Here is a 19,702-nt window from a genome sequence, read left to right as displayed (position 1 = left end):
CCTTAGTCTCGTGGGCTCGGAGATGTGTATAAGAGACAGTCACTGCACGCAGGCCATCCACGCGCGTTTTCACGTCGATGACATTGGGTGTGCCATATTTTTGTGCTTCATTAATGGCGCTGTGCGCCCAATAGCCGCCGTCGATATAGTCGGCCTTGTTGTTGTCGCCCAGCAGGTTCATCGGAACAGCCGCGAACTGCGCTCGCGCACCACCGTGGCAGAAAAGAACTTTATAGTTGGAGGGGATATTGAGGAGATCACGCAGATCCTGTTCAGACTCGGTAGCGACCTGGATAAATTCTTTGCTGCGATGGCTGATTTCCATCACCGACGTCCCCAGTCCCTGCCAGTTACACAATTCCTGTTGCGCTTGACGCATTACATCGGCCGGCAGCATCGCCGGACCGGCGCTAAAATTAAAAACCTGAGTCATTTCCCCTCACCACACTCTGTCTAAATAATAAAAATGGCGACCTGAGTCGTCGCTGGTTTTGCTTGGTTATTGGTTTTATCACTCGTTATTCGCGCCTGCAACGCTTATTCACCCCGGTTGACGAAAACGTTGCCAACCGAGCACCGACGCCGTCCCTCGAGCTGTTGCTCGCCTGTTACAGAGAATAAATAGAGTCGGCGCATAAAAGTCCGTATCATGCCTTTTTTGCAAAAAAACAACCGAGTGAGCAACATGACCCAAACGTTTATCCCAGGCAAAGACGCCGCCCTGGAAGACTCCATCGCCCGTTTTCAACAGCAGCTCCAAGACCTGGGGTTCAACATCGAAGAAGCCTCATGGCTGAATCCGGTGCCTAACGTCTGGTCCGTCCACATCCGCGACCGTGATTGCGCGTTGTGTTTCACCAACGGTAAAGGCGCGACGAAAAAAGCGGCCTTGGCTTCCGCGCTCGGCGAATATTTCGAGCGCCTGTCCACCAACTACTTCTTTGCCGATTTCTATTTAGGCCAAAACATCGCTAACGGCGATTTCGTCCACTATCCGGACGAAAAATGGTTCGCCCTGCCCGAGGATGACACGCTACCCGAAGGTATCCTCGATGAGCGCCTGCACGCTTTCTACGATCCCGAACAGGAACTGACCGCGAGCGACCTGATCGATTTGCAATCCGGCCATGCCGAGCGCGGTATCTGTGCGCTGCCTTTCACACGCCAGTCCGATCTCCAGACGGTCTATATCCCGGTCAACATTATCGGCAACCTGTATGTCTCTAACGGGATGTCCGCAGGCAACAGCGCGAATGAAGCACGCGTGCAGGGACTGTCCGAAGTGTTCGAACGCTACGTGAAAAACAGAATCATCGCGGAAGCCATCAGCCTGCCGAAAATTCCGGCGGATGTACTGTCCCGCTATCCGGGCATCGTCGAATCCATCGCCACGCTCGAGCAGGAAGGCTTTCCGATTTTCGCCTTTGACGCTTCGCTGGGCGGGACATACCCGGTGATCTGCGTGGTGTTGTTTAACCCGGCTAACGGCACATGCTTCGCGTCCTTCGGCGCACACCCGGACTTCGGCGTCGCGCTGGAGCGCACCGTCACAGAGCTTCTGCAGGGACGGGGCCTGAAAGATCTGGATGTTTTCACCCCGCCGACTTTCGATAATGAAGAAGTCGCCGAGCATACTAACCTGGAGACGCACTTCATCGACTCCAGCGGTTTGATCTCTTGGGACCTCTTTAAAGAAGAGTCAGATTACGCCTTTAACGACTGGGACTTCAGCGGTACGACCGAGCAGGAGTTCGCGACGTTGATGGATATCTTCCGCGCGGAAGATAAAGAAGTGTATATCGCCGATTACGAACATCTCTCAGTGTACGCTTGCCGTATTTTGGTGCCGGGGATGTCCGACATTTATCCCGCCGAAGACTTGCTGCTGGCAAACAACAGCATGGGCGCGCACCTACGTGAAACGTTGCTGGCTCTCCCCGACAGCCAATTTGCCCAGGAAGACTATCTGGCGCTGCTACAACAGTTAGACGACGAAGGGCTGGATGACTTTACCCGCGTGCGCGAACTGCTGGGTATTGCGACCGGCAAAGATAATGGCTGGTTCACGCTGCGTGTCGGGGAACTCAAATCCATGCTGGCGCTGGCGGGCGGCGATCTGGAACAGGCGCTGAGTTGGGTCGAGTGGTCGCAGGACTTCAACCAGTCAGTCTTCAGTCCTGAGCACAGCAACTACTATCGCTGCCTGCAAACCCTGCTGGAACTGGCGCTGGAGCCTGAAAGAGAGGCTGCGCAATATTACGATGCGCTGGTCAAGATGTACGGCCGGGATACCGTTGAGCATGCCAGCGCGGCCATCGCCGGTGAATCTTGCTTCTACAAGTTGTTCTCTGTCGACGCGTCGCTGACCGCTTTGCCGGCTCACCAGTCTTTGCTGGCGGCCTATGAAAAACTGCAGCAAGCCAAACGTAAGCACTGGCAGTCCTAACCCTCCTATCAATACGGCAGGCATATGCTTGCCGTACTTCACCATGATCCCATTTTTTATTAGTGGGGTATATATTTACACTCTGATGGATTCCCATCGCTGCAACAATGCTTTACACTCCCCGCGGCTGTTTGCCCCCGATTTCCATTTTTCGTCAGCTTCTATTATCCCAGATTAAAGTTAGGGTTATTTTTACCTAACACCTTCATTTAATTGTGGATATTATTTTTGATGTTACTACTTGGTTAAATTTCGACTAGTGGCGAAGGATTTAACCGCTATAATTATAAAATAAGTGCTGTTTTTTAATAAAAAACCCCTATTTAAACGCACCTCCTTAAACGATTTTTATATTTTTTAAAAAATATTTTTTCGTTAAAATTCATTCGGTTAACCATGATTGCATGGCATTTTGAGGGACTTAAGACCTGTCAAGTACCCGCCATTATGATCCATGTCAAATTTCGCATTAATATGCTTTGTTAATATCACTGCGCTGATAAACTTTAAGAGAGAGTTAGTGTGAAAGCTGACAACCCCTTTACTCTGCTACTCCCGGCAGCAATGGCAAAAGTTGCGGAAGATGCAGGTGTCTATAAAGCGACAAAAAAACCGCTGACTACATTTTCCCTCGCGATAAGTGCGGGAGTTTTCATCTCCATCGCATTTGTCTTCTACATCACTGCCACGACAGGGTCGGCTTCGATGCCTTTCGGCATGGCCAAACTGGTCGGCGGTATCTGCTTCTCTCTGGGGCTGATGCTGGTGGTGGTCTGCGGCGCAGACTTGTTTACGTCCACGGTATTAATTCTTGTGGCTAAAGCCAGTGACCGCATTACCTGGCGTCAGTTGGGCTGTAACTGGGTAAACGTCTATTTTGGGAACCTGATAGGAGCGCTGATCTTCGTTGCCCTGATTTGGTTCTCAGGCGAGCACATGGTCGCTAACGGCGCGTGGGGTTTAAATATCGTGCAAACAGCAAACCACAAGCTGGAGCATACGTTCACTGAAGCGTTGTGCCTTGGTATTCTGGCGAATCTGATGGTCTGCCTGGCCGTCTGGATGAGTTACTCCGGCCGTACCCTGCTCGACAAATGTCTGGTTATGGTTTTGCCGGTCGCCATGTTTGTTGCTAGCGGCTTCGAGCATAGCATTGCAAACATGTTCATGATTCCTATGGGAATTGTGATTAAAAACTTCGCTTCGGAAGAGTTCTGGCATGCCATTGGAATGGCGCCGAGCCAATTCGAACACCTGACCATCCACAATTTTATTGTCGATAACCTGATCCCGGTCACTATCGGCAACATCATTGGTGGCGGGTTGTTGGTAGGCTTAACTTATTGGGTTATTTATTTGCGCGGTGGAGACAAGCACTAGGGTGTTATCGGCCGCAACATCGGGTTTTAAAAATCCATATAAAAGGTAGGTGTAAAATGACCGATCTGAATGAAAAATTAGCCAACGCATGGCAAGGTTTTAGCAAAGGTGAATGGCAGAATGAAGTCAATGTTCGTGACTTCATCCAGAAAAACTACACGCCGTATGAAGGCGATGAGTCTTTCCTGGCGGGCGCTACTCCTGCGACTAGCGCGCTGTGGGATAAAGTCATGGAAGGTATCAAACAGGAAAACCGCACTCATGCGCCTGTTGATTTCGATACTGACCTTGCTGCTACTATCACCTCGCATGATGCTGGCTACATCGACAACAACCTCGAAAAAGTGGTTGGTCTTCAGACCGATGCTCCGCTGAAACGCGCGCTTATCCCCTTCGGCGGCATCAAGATGGTTGAAGGTTCTTGCAAAGCGTACGACCGCGAGCTGGATCCGGAACTGAAAAAAATCTTCACCGAATACCGCAAAACTCATAACCAGGGTGTGTTTGACGTTTATACCCCGGATATCCTGCGTTGCCGTAAATCCGGTGTGCTGACCGGTCTGCCAGATGCGTATGGCCGTGGCCGTATCATCGGTGACTACCGTCGCGTTGCGCTGTACGGTATCGACTACCTGATGAAAGAGAAATTCGCTCAGTTCAGCTCCCTGCAGAGCAAACTGGAAAACGGCGAAGATCTGGAAGCCACTATCCGTCTGCGTGAAGAAATTGCTGAACAGCATCGCGCTCTGGGACAGATCAAAGAAATGGCAGCCAAATACGGTTGCGATATCTCTGCTCCGGCAACGACTGCTCAGGAAGCGGTACAGTGGACCTACTTTGGTTACCTGGCTGCCGTTAAGTCTCAGAACGGTGCTGCAATGTCCTTCGGTCGTGTATCCACCTTCCTGGATATCTTCATCGAACGCGATCTGAAAGCTGGCAAAATCACCGAACAGGACGCTCAGGAACTGATCGACCACCTGGTCATGAAACTGCGTATGGTCCGCTTCCTGCGTACCCCTGAATACGATGAGCTGTTCTCCGGCGACCCGATCTGGGCGACTGAATCTCTGGCCGGTATGGGCCTGGATGGCCGTACTCTGGTCACCAAAACCAGCTTCCGTTTCCTGAACACCCTGTACACCATGGGGCCGTCTCCGGAACCGAACATGACCATTCTGTGGTCTGAAAAACTGCCGTCAAACTTCAAAAAATACGCGGCTAAAGTCTCCATCGATACCTCTTCTCTGCAGTACGAGAATGATGATCTGATGCGCCCTGACTTTGACAATGACGACTACGCCATTGCCTGTTGCGTTAGCCCGATGGTTGTGGGCAAACAGATGCAGTTCTTCGGCGCTCGTGCCAACCTGGCAAAAACCATGCTGTATGCAATCAACGGCGGCATGGACGAAAAAATGAAGATGCAGGTAGGCCCGAAATCTGCACCGATCCTGAGCGAAACCCTGAACTTCGACGAAGTCATGGAACGTATGGATCACTTCATGGACTGGCTGGCAAAACAGTACGTCACCGCGCTGAACATCATCCACTACATGCATGATAAGTACAGCTACGAAGCCTCTCTGATGGCGCTGCACGACCGTGATGTGTATCGCACCATGGCATGCGGCATCGCCGGTCTGTCTGTTGCTGCTGACTCCCTGTCCGCCATCAAATATGCCAAAGTTAAACCTGTCCGTGACGAAGACGGCCTGGCTATCGACTTTGACATCGAAGGCGAATACCCGCAGTTCGGTAACAACGACCCGCGCGTTGATGACCTGGCCTGTGACCTGGTTGAACGCTTCATGAAGAAAATTCAGAAGCTGAACACTTACCGCAATGCAGTACCGACTCAGTCTGTACTGACCATCACGTCCAACGTGGTATACGGTAAGAAAACCGGTAACACTCCGGATGGTCGTCGCGCTGGCGCGCCGTTCGGACCTGGTGCTAACCCGATGCACGGCCGTGACCAGAAAGGTGCTGTAGCCTCTCTGACCTCTGTCGCTAAACTGCCGTTTGCCTACGCGAAAGATGGTATTTCTTACACCTTCTCTATCGTGCCGAACGCTCTGGGTAAAGACGACGATGTCCGTAAAGCCAACCTGGCTGGCCTGATGGATGGTTACTTCCACCACGAAGCATCCAACAGCGTAGAAGGTGGTCAGCACCTGAACGTGAACGTGATGAACCGTGAAATGTTGCTCGACGCAATGGAAAACCCGGAAAAATATCCGCAGTTGACCATCCGTGTTTCTGGTTACGCAGTGCGCTTTAACTCGCTGACCAAAGAACAGCAGCAGGACGTCATCACGCGTACCTTCACGCAGTCCATCTGATTATCATGTCTGCCTGAAAAGGCGTAAAATAAAGGCTCCACTCTGTGGGGCCTTTTTTCACCGCTTCGCCGGAGTATTGAGAGCCTGTTTTGTCAGCCCGCCGTGACCGTTTAACGAGGGATGGCTGCCAAAACAGATTCGACGCAGCGTCATCCTGCTGTACGTCATGCATGATGGCGTCATTCTGCGCCCCAGCTGGCCGCTATTGTTCGGCCCAACCCGGAGAAACCTCGCAATGTCAGTAATTGGTCGTATTCACTCTTTCGAATCCTGTGGAACCGTCGACGGTCCAGGCATTCGCTTCATCGTCTTCTTTCAGGGATGTTTGATGCGCTGTCTCTACTGCCACAACCGCGATACCTGGGATACCCACGGTGGCAAAGAGATTACGGTAGAAGAGCTGATGAAAGAGGTGGTCACCTATCGTCATTACATGAATGCATCCGGCGGCGGCGTCACAGCCTCCGGTGGCGAGGCCATTTTGCAGGCGGAATTCGTCCGCGATTGGTTCCGCGCCTGTCAGGAGCAAGGCATCAACACCTGTCTTGATACCAACGGATTCGTTCGCCGTTACGATCCGGTTATCGATGAGCTACTCGATGCCACCGATTTGGTGATGTTGGATTTGAAGCAGCTTGACGACACTATCCATCAGAACCTGGTGGGTGTTTCCAATCATCGCACGCTGGAATTTGCACGTTATCTCGCCAAACGGCAGCAAAGAACGTGGATTCGCTATGTGGTCGTTCCCGGCTGGTCTGACGACGATAAGTCAGCACATATGCTGGGAGAGTTCACTCAAGAGATGGGTAATATCGAAAAGATTGAGCTCCTGCCCTACCATGAGCTGGGTAAACACAAATGGGTGGCGATGGGCGAGGAATATCAGTTGGATGGCGTGAAGCCCCCGAAAGCTGAGACCATGAACCGCGTGAAGTCCATTCTCGAAAGCTACGGTCACCACGTCGTTTATTGACACTGACGGCGAGCCGGTCAGTCTATGACCGGCTTATGGACGAAACCGTTAAGCCGCCGCCAGCGGATTGGGATGTTGATGATTAGCCTTTTTCAGCAACATCACCAGATAACAAAAAGCGATGGCGCCGATCAGGACGAACAGCAATTTATCGGAATAGGATTGCATCAACATCGCCGCCAAGCTGGGTCCTGTCAGGCTGCCGATCGTGTAGCTCAGCAACAACGCCTGATTCATTGCAACCAACTCTCCCGCCGCCACTTTCTCGCAGGCCCATGACATAGCCACGGGATAGAGCGTAAATGCCGCGCAGCCTAGAATGAATAACGCCGGCACCATCGCGTAACGACTGAAGCCCAACATCATGATACAGCCGATGATCACCGCGAATACCAATACTCTCAGCACCATCAGACGACCATAGCGGTCCGCCATTTTGCCAACCGGCCATTGTCCAAAAATACCGGCGCTAATAAGCAATGCCATCCAATAACCGACCTGAGCGTCACTCATTCCCTGATGGGCCAGATAGAGCGGCATCAGACCATACATTGACCCCAAGATGATGCCGGAAATCACGCAGCCGTTAATGCCTAAACGGGCCGTACGGTAACGTAACATCTGCCAAACATTCACCTTGTGCGCCATTATCTGCGGCGGAGAAAGCCGGGCAAACAGCATCGGTAATACGCTGAGGATCACCAGAGTAACCGCCCACGGCAGGACGCTGAAAACATCGGTATGCACCATGCTCAACAGCAGTTGACCGACGACGCTTCCCAAATAGTAGGACATCATGTACGCCGCCAGCAGTTGCCCCCGGTTAGTCGCATGGCCGCTGCACAGCAATGCGCTCTCCACCACGACCCAGATCAATGCACAACCAACGCCCGCGATGAAGCGCCACAGCAACCAGCCCCAGAAATCGACCGACAACGCCAAGGCTGCGGTGGCGATAGCCAGCAGGATCGCGGCGAGGTAATAGGAGCGGTTAAATCCAAGGCGATGGATCAAGGCTCCGGCCAACAACGTGCCAATCAGGTTGCCACTGAAATAAGAGGAACCCACCAGCCCGACTTGCCATACAGACAGCTGTTGAGCATTCAACCAAAGGGGAACAAGCGTATTGAGCACAGCAATGCAGACCGTTAGCAGGAGGAGACCGCTAAGCAGCAAAATGACCGGGCGCGTATAGGTGAACATGGGTCGATGACCATGAGAGAAGATATTTTGCGCGCATCATGCCACCAGCAAAGTTAAAGTCAATCCGTGTTGAGAGAGTGACCGCACGATTTGTTCATGGCCTGGTACCGCGTCGCCTCTCAGCGTCTTATCGAACCCCGGCTGACGGCGGGTTTCACGACAATAGCCTTTTATTATGACCGCTTAATCTCGCATTTATCCTCTGCCAGATTCCGGGAAAATACCTACGCTTTGCTTGATAACGCGAAAGTCTAAGCATAAAAAAAGCGCCCCTAAGGGCGCCTTGTTCAGCAACAGGTCATTTAACCGATAAATTCCAGACCGTTCATGTACGGACGCAGCACTTCCGGCACTTCAATGCGACCATCCGCCTGCTGGTAGTTTTCCATCACGGCGACCAATGCGCGGCCCACTGCCAGACCTGAGCCATTCAGCGTGTGTACCAAACGGGTTTTCTTATCACCCTTGGTACGGCAACGAGTCTGCATACGACGAGCCTGGAAATCCCACATGTTGGAGCATGAGGAGATTTCACGATAGGTATTCTGCGCCGGCAGCCACACTTCCAGATCGTAGGTTTTGCAAGAGCCAAAGCCCATATCGCCCGTACACAGCAGTACTTTGCGATAAGGTAGGTTCAGCAGCTGAAGGATTTTTTCCGCGTGGCCGGTCAACTCTTCCAGCGCCTGCATGGAGTCTTCCGGACGAACAATCTGCACCATCTCGACTTTGTCGAACTGATGAACGCGAATCAGACCGCGGGTATCACGGCCATAAGAGCCCGCCTCAGAACGGAAGCACGGCGTGTGCGCCGTCATCTTGATCGGCAATGACTCTTCGTCCAGGATCTCGTTACGCACCAGATTGGTCAGCGGCACTTCCGCCGTTGGAATCAGTGCATAGTTGCTGCTGTCGGCTTCTTCCGACAACGGTTTGGTGTGAAACAGGTCTTCACCAAATTTCGGCAACTGGCCAGTACCATACAGGGAGTCCTGATTGACCAGATACGGGACATAGGCTTCCAGGTAACCATGCTGCTCGGTGTGCTGGTCCAGCATGAACTGAGCAAGCGCACGGTGCATACGCGCAATCTGTCCGCGCATCACGGAGAAACGCGAACCGGTCAGCTTGACCCCATCGGCCATGCTCAGGCCTTGATTGATTTCACCCAAATCGACGTGATCGCGAGGTTCAAAGCCCAGCTGGCGCGGCTCGCCCCAGCGGCTGATTTCCTGATTTTCAGTGTCATCCTTACCCAACGGCACACAGTCATCAGGCAGGTTCGGGATCGTCAAAGACAGTTCGCGAATCGCACTCTGGAGCTGATCGAGTTCTTTTTTTGCAGATTCCAGCTTCTCACCCAATGCGTTAACTTCACGGCGCAGCGGTTCAATATCTTCACCACGTGCTTTAGCCGCACCGATCTCTTTCGATCGGGAGTTACGTTCTGCCAGCAAACTTTCCGTTTCGACCTGTAGCGTTTTGCGACGCGCTTCTTGTGCACGCAGCGCCTCAACATCCAGTGTAAAACCTCGGCGAGCCAGTAGTTTTTCGGCAACTGCGTCTAGCTCATTACGCAGTAAATTGGGATCGAGCATGCTAGTCCTGTGCTTTTTATTGATGGAATAGATATAACAGCGGGCCTGAAAAGGTCCCTGTAGCAGAAAATATCGGTTGTAACCTTACCGCAACGGGTAGGCTAGCGGTAGCGTTTTGTCGGGCTATTTTGATCCTGAGAGGCCAGCCAGGCGAGCTTTTCACCGATCTTACCCTCTAAACCGCGAGAGGTTGGATGATAATACTGCGTGGCTGCCATTTCTGCAGGGAAATAGTTCTCGCCCGCCGCATACGCATTGGGTTCATCGTGGGCATAACGATACTCAGCACCAAGCCCCATCTCTTTCATGAGTGCGGTTGGCGCATTGCGTAAGTGATCAGGCACATCAAAATCCGGCTTGTCACGCGCATCACGCATCGCCGACTTGAATGCCGTATAAACAGCATTGCTTTTCGGTGCGCACGCCAGATAGACAATGGCCTGAGCGATCGCCCTCTCCCCTTCGGCGGGACCCACGCGGGTGAAACAGTCCCACGCGGCAATCGCCACCTGCATACCACGAGGATCGGCATTTCCCACATCTTCCGAGGCAATCGCCAGCAAACGTCGGGCGACATACAACGGGTCGCCGCCCGCCGTGATAATCCGTGCGTACCAGTAAAGTGCCGCATCCGGCGCTGAGCCGCGCACTGATTTATGCAACGCGGAGATCAGGTCATAATATCGGTCGCCTTTGTTATCAAAACGAGCGCTGCGTTCACCGGCGACTTCGTTGAGCAATTCGGGCGTCAGATGACGCTCGCCGGCGGCGTCGACCTCCGCCATATCCGACATCATTTCCAGTAAATTAAGTGCGCGCCGGGCATCGCCATTCACTAGCTGAGACAGCAAACGGCGCGTCTCGTCAGGCAAGACGATGTGCTGTTTTCCCAAACCGCGCTCGCTATCCTGCAGCGCCTGAGTCAAGACAACTTCGATATCATCCGCCGTCAGCGCTTTTAATAAATAGACGCGGGCGCGGGATAACAATGCGGAGTTCAGCTCGAACGAGGGATTCTCTGTCGTCGCGCCGATGAAAGTGATCGTGCCATCCTCGATATGAGGGAGAAAGGCATCCTGTTGGCTTTTATTAAAGCGATGAACTTCGTCCACGAACAGAATGGTGCGGCGTCCGGCATTGCGATTTTGCCGCGCACGTTCAATCGCTTCACGAATCTCCTTGATGCCAGACGTTACTGCTGAGATGCGCTCCACATCAGCATCCCCGTAACGGCCGATCAACTCCGCCAGCGTAGTTTTTCCCGTGCCCGGAGGCCCCCACAGAATCATGGAGTGAAGCTGGCCGGATTCAATCGCGCGCGGCAACGGTTTGCCCGGCCCCAGCAGATGCTGCTGGCCGATATACTGCGCTAATGTAACTGGCCGCATACGCGCGGCCAGTGGCTGAAATTCATTCTCGGAAAAATCGAGGGACAGATTACTCACAGACGCCTCACTGACGTTGGTCGTCCACCGCAACCCCTTTGGGCGGTGTAAAGGTGAATTTTGCCGCGTCAACCGCTCCGTTTTGCTGATCTTTGAGGACATAACTACTGCGCTGACCGTCCTGTTCAGTGGCGGTGAAACCTTTGATGGTGCCGGAACTGGTCACGCTGATGGAGAATTGACGCAGGTTACCGCTGGCGGACTTCGGCATCAGTTCAAAGTCATCGCCTTTCTGGGTGACATGGTAATTTTTCCAGTCGCTCGGGCTATTACGCGTAATCAGGATGAACGGCGTGTTCCCCGTCGCATCTTTTACCCAGGTCGCAGTGACCTGCTCGACGAACGGGTTATAGAACCACAGCGTTTTGCCGTCGGAAATCAGCACGCTTTCGTCAGGCGAAGTCGTTTTCCAGTTAAACAGATTCGGGCGCTGAACCCACAGCTCTCCCTCGCCATCCTGTACCGCTGAACCATCATTGCCCGTCACCTTTTGAGAAAAGCTGGCGTGGAAGCTATTAACTTTGCTCAGGCGACTTTGCAGATCGCTGGAGGCATCGGCGTATACGGCGCTGGATACCATGCTCGACAGCAAACAACCGGTCATTAACCATTTTTTTATCATGAGAAGATCCTTTTACTATCCTGATGGCATCGGTCAGCGGCTATCACAAACAACCGCCGAATGTATGACTTCACTGTAGATCAGCGAGGTAAACCGAAACAGCCGTCATTGTCTGTATTGTCAGGCTTTTACGCATCTTTGCACAAACGACAGCCGCTTCGGTCCAAGAATTACTCCATGGGCGGGGGAGCCAGAACTTCGCGATTGCCGTTATGACCCGGGGAGCTGACAATGCCCTGCGCTTCCATTTGCTCGACAAGACGCGCTGCACGGTTGTAGCCGATGCGGAACTGACGCTGTACGCCGGAGATCGACGCGCGACGTTTTTCCACCACAAAAGCAACTGCCTGATCGAACAACGGGTCGAGCTCTTCATCCCCGTCCAGACCCAGACTGCCGCCTTCGCCTTCTTCACCGCCCTTGACGATACTGTCGATGTATTCAGGACGACCGCGCGCCTTCCAGTCCTGAACGACCGCATGCACTTCCTGATCCCGGACAAATGCGCCATGCACACGTACGGGGATAGAAGAGTTGGGAGCCATGTACAACATGTCACCCATACCCAACAGTGATTCCGCGCCGCCCTGATCGAGGATCGTTCTGGAGTCAATTTTACTGGACACCGTAAAGGCGATACGCGTGGGAATGTTGGCCTTAATCAAGCCGGTAATCACATCCACCGACGGACGCTGCGTTGCCAGAACCAGATGAATCCCTGCCGCACGCGCCTTCTGGGCCAGACGAGCGATCAGCTCTTCAACCTTTTTCCCTACCGCCATCATCAAATCGGCGAATTCATCCACCATCACCACGATGTAAGGCAATTTTTCCAGCATCGGCGGCTGCGTTTCCATACTGTCGCCCGGTTTCCAGAACGGATCGGGAATCGGACGCCCCATGGATTCAGCCTGCTCGACACGCTCGTTGTAACCACTCAGGTTACGCACGCCCAGCGCCGACATCAGCTTATAACGCCGCTCCATTTCGCCAACGCACCAACGCAGCGCGTTAGCCGCATCTTTCATGTCCGTCACGACTTCCGTCAGCAGATGCGGAATCCCTTCATAGACCGACAGCTCCAGCATTTTCGGGTCGATCATGATGAAGCGGACATCTTGCGGAGAGGCCTTGTACAACATACTGATAATCATGGCGTTAACGCCGACGGATTTACCCGAGCCGGTCGTCCCCGCCACCAGCAAGTGCGGCATTTTAGCCAGATCGGCCACCACCGGTTGACCCGCGATATCCTTGCCTAATACGACCGACAGCGGCGAAGGATTATCGCGGAAACGATCGCAATCCAGCACTTCACGCAGGAATACGGTCTGACGATGTTTGTTCGGCAATTCCAGTCCGACGTACGGTTTGCCGGGAATAACTTCCACGATACGCACGGCCACAACAGACAGTGAACGAGCCAGGTCCTTCGCCAGGTTGGAAATTCGGGCTGCTTTTACACCGGGCGCCAGATCCAGATCGAATCGAGTAATGACCGGACCAGGGTGATACCCCACCACCGTCGCCTTGACGCGGTAATCCGCCAAACGCGCTTCAATCAGCCTTGCCGTCTGTTCCAGCGCGAAATCATCCACCGGATCATCGTTCCCGGAAGGCGGAGTCAGCAGGTCGAAAGAAGGGAACGGCGTCGTCGGTTTCTGTAGCGGCTGGTCGTTACGCATCAGGAACGGGTGGATCAGGCTATCCATAATGGACGGCGACGCGTCGTCGTCTGTGTCGTCCGTCGCTTCCGGGGCCGGTGCCGCAGGTTGAACAGAAGGCGTCATCGGCGTTTGCGATGCGACATGCTCCACGGCTGCCGCCGCCTCTTCCTGCGGAGACAGAGTAAACAGGGGCTCGCTTGGCGTATCGTCAATCAAATCAGCCAGCGGCGAAATGGCGAATACGCTGTCCAATGGCGGAACCTGAGTAGGACGAGATGGCTGAACAGAGGGTTGCTGCGGCTGAGCGTAAGACGGAGCAACCGGCTCGGCGGAAGTTTGTCCCTCTCCATCATTCAAGGTGTCGTGGCCGTAACGTTCCTGCTGCTGCTCTGCAAAGTCCTGCGCGAGCTGATGCATCAGCGCGTCGTCTTCCTGATCAACCTCATTCTGTTCGAGCGGATCTTCGACGCCATTCGCCTGCGTTTGACGCTGGGCTTCGCGCTCCTGCTGCTCCGCAAGCCGCTGCGAAGGCAACTTAATGCCATAGGAAGCCAGCTCACGCCGCGTCGGGATACGCACAGGATTCGGGCGCGGCAATTCAGGACCGACGCCCTGCTTGATCTGCGGATTCGTATCCTCGGCTGAAAATGCCGGCGTAAACGGTAGCGTAGAGGCGGCCTGATTTGTTGATACCGCCGCTGCTGCCGTTACTGCGACCGGCGTCACTGGCGTCGACGGCACCGGGGCAACTCGCTCAGCAGGCTGAGAATGATGCACCGGGCTTTCGCTCAAAGGCTCGGCGGCCGTGGATTCTGGGACTTCGAAAGAATATAGCGGAGGTACATCGTGTTCTTTCGCTTCGTTGACGTGTTTATCCGTGTCCATCGGAACGGTGACGACCTGCTGGCTGTCAATCGGCGTGGTGGGCGCCGTCACGTTTTCCGCCGCTGTCGCGCTTGCAGACACGCTTTTCGCGACGTCGTCTATTACCGGATCGGCTGGTGGCGGCGAAGTCGGTTGTCCCTCATCGTCCGTTGACTGCGCGGCAGGAATCGCCGGTGAAGCGAGCAACACATCGTTTTCATCTTCCTCGTGTCCACGACGTGCAAGGGACGGCGTAGCGTCGGTTTCATGCTCCGTCTGGCGCGCAACGTCCTCGTCATCGATATAATCATCACGACGTCCGCGATTGGAGAAGAACGTCAGGCAGCCCATCACCGCGGCCCCGATTTTTTCTGCAATCGTCAGCCACGACCAGCCGGTGAATAACGTCAAACCCGCCGCCCATACACACAACAAAATCAACGTAGAGCCGATGCTGTTAAAGCGCGGGATCATGGCACTGCTGAGTAAGCTGCCCAGCACGCCGCCGGAGGCAAAATAGTAAAGGTCATCCACGTTGACGGCGGCCAGACCGCACGACGTCAGAATGAGCGCCAGAGCGCCAATCAAACGTAAGGAGAAGGTGAAGTAGTCAAGGGCATGCTGGCGGTTTCGCTGACGATAAATCAGCCAACACAGCGAGATCATCACGGGGGGAATGGCATAAGCCAGTACGCCAAAAACGAAAAACAGCGTATCGGCCATCCAGGCACCCACGCCTCCGCCCAGGTTGTGAATGGGTTCATGCCAGGCGGTCTGAGACCAGCTGGGGTCGGACGGGCTGAAGCTCAGCAACGCAGCGGCCAGATAACAGGCAAATAGCCCTGCAACGACCAGCAACGCCTCAATCAAACGTCGCCCCGCGCTGAGTTTTTCCAGCGTAATTTCTTTATCTTCAGTGTATTCCTGGCTCAAGCGTCTCTCCAGGTTCCGGTAAAGGAGTCATGACAAAACGCCGAGAAAGTCCCGGCGCTGTAGCTGTATAAATTCACAGGAGTGTAGCTGAATTTACCGGGCTTTGCACCCATACCGTCAGCGGGTCTTGATGACCAGCCGGTTGCTCTGCTTAACTTCTTCCATCACCACGTAGGTGCGGGTGTCGTTAACGCCAGGCAGACGCAACAGCGTTTCCCCCAGCAGTTTACGGTAGGCAGACATGTCCGGCACACGGGTTTTCAACAGATAGTCAAAATCCCCGGAAACCAGATGACACTCCTGAATTTCTTCCAGTTTCTGTACCGCAGTATTGAACTGCTCAAAGACATCCGGCGCGCCACGGTTCAGTGTAATTTCCACGAACACCAGAAGCGATGCATCCAGATAATGCGGATTCAGTAACGCCGTATAGCCATTGATAAAACCCTGTCGCTCCAGACGTCGAACGCGTTCCAGACACGGCGTGGGAGATAGACCAACACGTTTGGAAAGCTCCACGTTGGAGATACGACCATCTTTTTGCAATTCGTTCAGGATATTGCGATCGATACGATCAAGATCTTTTCCCGGACGTTTTTTTGTGTCTACCATTATTATTGTCTCTCTTCACTCTTCCCTGCTCATCGCTCCCTCCGGCCCACATCAATGTGCCAGAGTTGCCCCTAAAGAAGACCCCTGTCTATTTTGTACATCAAAAGTCACGTCTGTTTATTCCGCGTATCGCGTACGACAAACAGGTGCATGAGCTATGCTGTCGCCTGTCAATTAAACAATGCAAAAACGGATAAAAAGCCGAGCATTCAACTATTCACATACAAAAAATTTCCTCTTCATAGGATGTTTTCGCAAAAGCGCAGCCGATTGTCAAAGCAAAACAATTAAAATCAGAAGAAACTGCCAGATTCAAATGCCAGATACGTTATCAGGCAGCGTTTTGGCGCTTCAATGGCGACCGCATGTTACCGTGTTACATCCCAACACCAGAGCCGTTTCACTTTTTTCAATGACTGTTAACGATGGGATAAATAGTTAACAACATTCTCCTACGCTTTTTTTAGGCCGTTAATTTCCTTACAATCGCCTCATCGTCCCTTCACTGGAGTTAAGGAACTCATGGGTACAGCCAAACACCGCAAACTGTTAATTTTGGGCTCCGGTCCCGCCGGATACACCGCCGCGGTCTATGCTGCGCGCGCCAACCTGAACCCGCTGCTGATTACCGGGATGGAAAAAGGCGGTCAGCTGACCACCACCACGGAAGTTGAAAACTGGCCGGGCGATGCCGATGATCTGACAGGTCCGGCGCTGATGGAACGCATGCACGCCCATGCAGCCAAGTTCAATACGGAAATCGTTTTCGACCACATCAACCGCGTTGACCTGCAGACTCGTCCTTTCCGTCTGTTCGGCGATAGCGATGAATACACCTGTGACGCTCTGATCATCGCCACGGGCGCCTCAGCACGTTATCTGGGCCTGCCGTCTGAAGAAGCGTTCAAAGGCAAAGGCGTTTCCGCCTGTGCGACCTGCGACGGCTTCTTTTACCGCAACCAGAAAGTCGCCGTCGTCGGCGGCGGCAACACGGCAGTCGAAGAAGCGCTGTATCTCTCCAACATCGCTTCTGAGGTACACCTGATTCACCGCCGCGATACTTTCCGCTCAGAAAAAATTCTGATCGACCGCCTGAACGAGAAAGTCGCGAACGGCAACATCGTGCTGCACACTGACCGGACGCTCGATGAAGTGTTAGGCGATGAGATGGGCGTCACCGGCGTTCGTCTGCGCGATACCCATAGCGAAGCAACGGAAACGCTGGACGTCGCCGGGGCCTTTATCGCCATTGGTCACAGTCCGAACACCGCTATTTTCGACAACCAGCTCGCGCTGGAAAATGGCTATATCAAGGTGCAATCCGGCATTCACGGCAACGCGACACAGACCAGTGTCCCTGGCGTATTCGCTGCGGGTGATGTCATGGATCACATCTACCGTCAGGCCATTACCTCCGCCGGTACGGGATGTATGGCCGCACTGGATGCCGAGCGTTATCTGGATGGTCTGGGCAACAGCTGATGATCGTCGTCTGGGGGAGTTTTCGCTCCCTCAGACTTTTTTTTCACGTTTTGTAAAAATTGATCGTCCCCCCTCCTTTTCCTCCTCTTTTCGTTTCCATGGCCTCCTCGTCAAGGTAACATGACGCCAATCTGACCGAACGCCCGAGAAAATGTTAACCCGCGGTTATACAAGCGTTATTTCGCATTACTCCTATAAGAAGACAATCGGCACCTGATGAAAAATACCCGACAACAAGAACTCACCCGCTGGCTGAAACAGCAGAGCCGGTTAGCGCAACGCTGGCTACGCCTTTCGCTTCTGTTAGGGCTAGTGAGTGGCCTGCTGATCATCGCTCAAGCCTGGCTGCTAGCTGCGCTCTTGCAGGCGCTCATCATCGATCACACCCCACGCGGACAGTTAATCGCACCGTTTTCGTTATTGGCGGCCACATTTTGCCTGCGAGCCATCGTGAGCTGGATACGAGAGCGCGTCGGCTTTCGCTGCGGCGAAGTCATCCGCAAACAGATCCGTAGCATGGTGCTGGACCGTTTGCAGCAGTTGGGACCGGCCTGGATTCAGGGGAAACCGGCGGGCAGTTGGGCGTCGTTGATTCTGGAACAGGTCGACGACATGCAGGATTATTATGCCCGCTATCTACCGCAGATGTACCTGGCGGCGCTGATGCCGCTTCTGATCCTCATTTTCGTCTTTCCAATCAACTGGGCCGCCGGGTTAATTCTGTTTTTGACAGCCCCCTTGATCCCCATATTTATGGCGATGGTCGGTATGGGCGCAGCAGAAGCGAATCGCCGCAATTTCCTGGCATTAGAACGTCTCAGCGGCCATTTTTTGGACCGTCTGCGCGGGCTGGAAACCCTGCGGTTGTTCTTCCGCGGTCAGGCCGAAACCGATCACATCCGCCAAGCTTCTGAAGATTTTCGCCGTCGCACGATGGAAGTCCTGCGAATGGCCTTCCTCTCCTCCGGCGTACTGGAGTTCTTCGCTTCCATTTCCATCGCCATTGTCGCCGTCTATTTCGGGTTTTCTTATCTGGGCGAACTCAACTTTGGTCACTACGGGACTGGCGTCACATTGTTTGCCGGTTTTCTGGTCCTGATCCTGGCGCCGGAGTTCTTCCAACCGCTGCGGGATTTAGGCACGTTCTATCACGCGAAAGCTCAGGCCGTGGGCGCGGCCGAAACGCTGTTCACCTTCCTGTCTGAAGAGGGGGAGAAAGTCGGTCACGGACAGACAAGTTTCGATAGCGACGAGCCGCTGAAATTGGTGGCGAAAGAGCTGACGATCCTCTCACCGACCGGCACTGTTCTCGCTGGCCCACTGTCATTCACCCTCGAGGCAGGACAACGGGTCGCCTTGGTCGGCGCCAGCGGCGCAGGCAAAACATCGCTGCTCAATGTTTTGCTAGGATTCCTGCCTTATCAAGGCTCTCTGACCGTCAATAACGTCGAGCTCAATACCCTTGCCCCCGAGGCATGGCGTAAACAGCTGAGCTGGGTCGGCCAGAACCCGCATTTGCCGGAACAGACGCTGCGACAGAATATCCTGCTGGGTCATCCCGATGCAGACGAACAGGAGCTTCAGGAAGCGGTAGAGAGCGCCTATGTTCACGAGTTTCTGCCTTCGCTGCCGTTGGGGCTGGAAACGGTCCTCGGCGATGGCGCGGCGCGTCTGTCGGTCGGACAGGCGCAGCGCGTGGCCGTCGCACGAGCCCTGATTCACCCCAGTCATTTACTGTTGCTGGACGAACCTACCGCAAGTCTGGACGCGCATAGCGAACAGCGCGTGATGAAAGCGCTGAGTATGGCCTCAAAGAGACAGACAACGCTGTTGATTACGCACCAGCTCGACGAAGCTCGTAGCTATGATGAGATATGGGTAATGGCGGCGGGTCGGCTGGTACAGCAAGGTAGTTTCAGTGAGCTCAGCGTCACGCCCGGCCCCTTTGCAGAATTGATGACACAGCGCCGAGGAGAGCTCTGAGATGAAGAAAACACAGGTCTTCCGGGTATTGATGCCCTTTCTGAGGCTTTATCGCCGCTATTTTTGGCGTCTGAGTCTGGGCGTGGTGCTGGCCATTTTCACGCTACTCGCCAGCATCGGACTGTTGACGCTATCCGGTTGGTTCC

12 protein-coding genes are annotated in these 19,702 nt (G+C 53.9%); 6 read left to right on the top strand and 6 right to left on the bottom strand.

Annotation, left to right across the window (positions count from 1 at the left end; genetic code table 11):
* Nucleotides 1–685: 685 nt before the first annotated feature.
* The 4 genes from ycaO to pflA all read left to right on the top strand — a co-directional run bounded on the left by ycaO (nt 686) and on the right by pflA (nt 7,147).
* The gene (gene ycaO, locus Q7O77_RS04065; protein ID WP_304163737.1) at nt 686–2,446 is read left to right on the top strand and encodes a 30S ribosomal protein S12 methylthiotransferase accessory factor YcaO; all 1,761 of its coding nucleotides are present in this window, start codon (nt 686–688) and stop codon (nt 2,444–2,446) included.
* A gap of 522 nt (nt 2,447–2,968) precedes the next feature.
* Nucleotides 2,969–3,826 carry a formate transporter FocA gene (gene focA / locus Q7O77_RS04060; RefSeq protein WP_304163736.1) on the top strand — a complete coding sequence of 286 codons (858 nt, stop codon included), beginning with the start codon at nt 2,969–2,971 and terminating at the stop codon, nt 3,824–3,826.
* Between the two features lie 56 nt (nt 3,827–3,882).
* The gene (gene pflB, locus Q7O77_RS04055; RefSeq protein WP_304163735.1) at nt 3,883–6,171 is read left to right on the top strand and encodes a formate C-acetyltransferase; all 2,289 of its coding nucleotides are present in this window, start codon (nt 3,883–3,885) and stop codon (nt 6,169–6,171) included.
* A 235-nt stretch (nt 6,172–6,406) separates the two neighbouring features.
* Nucleotides 6,407–7,147: a pyruvate formate lyase 1-activating protein gene (gene pflA, locus Q7O77_RS04050; RefSeq protein ID WP_094107590.1), complete on the top strand. Its 741-nt coding sequence runs from the start codon at nt 6,407–6,409 to the stop codon at nt 7,145–7,147.
* 48 nt (nt 7,148–7,195) lie between these two features.
* Here pflA and Q7O77_RS04045 read toward each other — a convergent pair whose 3' ends face one another.
* The 6 genes from Q7O77_RS04045 to lrp all read right to left on the bottom strand — a co-directional run bounded on the left by Q7O77_RS04045 (nt 7,196) and on the right by lrp (nt 16,091).
* Nucleotides 7,196–8,350, bottom strand: a complete 1,155-nt coding sequence (locus Q7O77_RS04045) for an MFS transporter (protein ID WP_304163734.1) — start codon at nt 8,348–8,350, stop codon at nt 7,196–7,198.
* A gap of 302 nt (nt 8,351–8,652) precedes the next feature.
* On the bottom strand, nt 8,653–9,948 hold the full coding sequence (serS, locus tag Q7O77_RS04040; RefSeq protein WP_304163733.1) for a serine--tRNA ligase: 1,296 nt from the start codon (nt 9,946–9,948) through the stop codon (nt 8,653–8,655).
* A gap of 101 nt (nt 9,949–10,049) precedes the next feature.
* Nucleotides 10,050–11,393 (bottom strand): replication-associated recombination protein A, encoded by a 1,344-nt coding sequence (locus Q7O77_RS04035; RefSeq protein ID WP_304163732.1) that lies wholly within the window; start codon nt 11,391–11,393, stop codon nt 10,050–10,052.
* 7 nt (nt 11,394–11,400) lie between these two features.
* Nucleotides 11,401–12,012, bottom strand: a complete 612-nt coding sequence (gene lolA / locus Q7O77_RS04030; protein ID WP_085653021.1) for an outer membrane lipoprotein chaperone LolA — start codon at nt 12,010–12,012, stop codon at nt 11,401–11,403.
* 173 nt (nt 12,013–12,185) lie between these two features.
* On the bottom strand, nt 12,186–15,479 hold the full coding sequence (locus Q7O77_RS04025) for a DNA translocase FtsK 4TM domain-containing protein (RefSeq protein ID WP_304163731.1): 3,294 nt from the start codon (nt 15,477–15,479) through the stop codon (nt 12,186–12,188).
* A gap of 117 nt (nt 15,480–15,596) precedes the next feature.
* The gene (gene lrp, locus Q7O77_RS04020; RefSeq protein ID WP_011094192.1) at nt 15,597–16,091 is read right to left on the bottom strand and encodes a leucine-responsive transcriptional regulator Lrp; all 495 of its coding nucleotides are present in this window, start codon (nt 16,089–16,091) and stop codon (nt 15,597–15,599) included.
* 522 nt (nt 16,092–16,613) lie between these two features.
* Here lrp and trxB point away from each other — a divergent pair.
* Nucleotides 16,614–17,573 (top strand): thioredoxin-disulfide reductase, encoded by a 960-nt coding sequence (gene trxB / locus Q7O77_RS04015; protein WP_304163730.1) that lies wholly within the window; start codon nt 16,614–16,616, stop codon nt 17,571–17,573.
* 216 nt (nt 17,574–17,789) lie between these two features.
* Entirely contained in the window at nt 17,790–19,556 is a 1,767-nt protein-coding gene (gene cydD, locus Q7O77_RS04010; RefSeq protein ID WP_304163729.1) for a cysteine/glutathione ABC transporter permease/ATP-binding protein CydD, read from the top strand.
* Nucleotides 19,557–19,702: the final 146 nt, after the last annotated feature.

The organism is Lonsdalea britannica, assembly GCF_946477055.1.
Lineage (GTDB): Bacteria > Pseudomonadota > Gammaproteobacteria > Enterobacterales > Enterobacteriaceae > Lonsdalea > Lonsdalea britannica_A.
The sequence above is the reverse complement of the archived record's forward strand: the minus strand, read 5'-3'. Positions and strand labels throughout refer to the sequence as shown.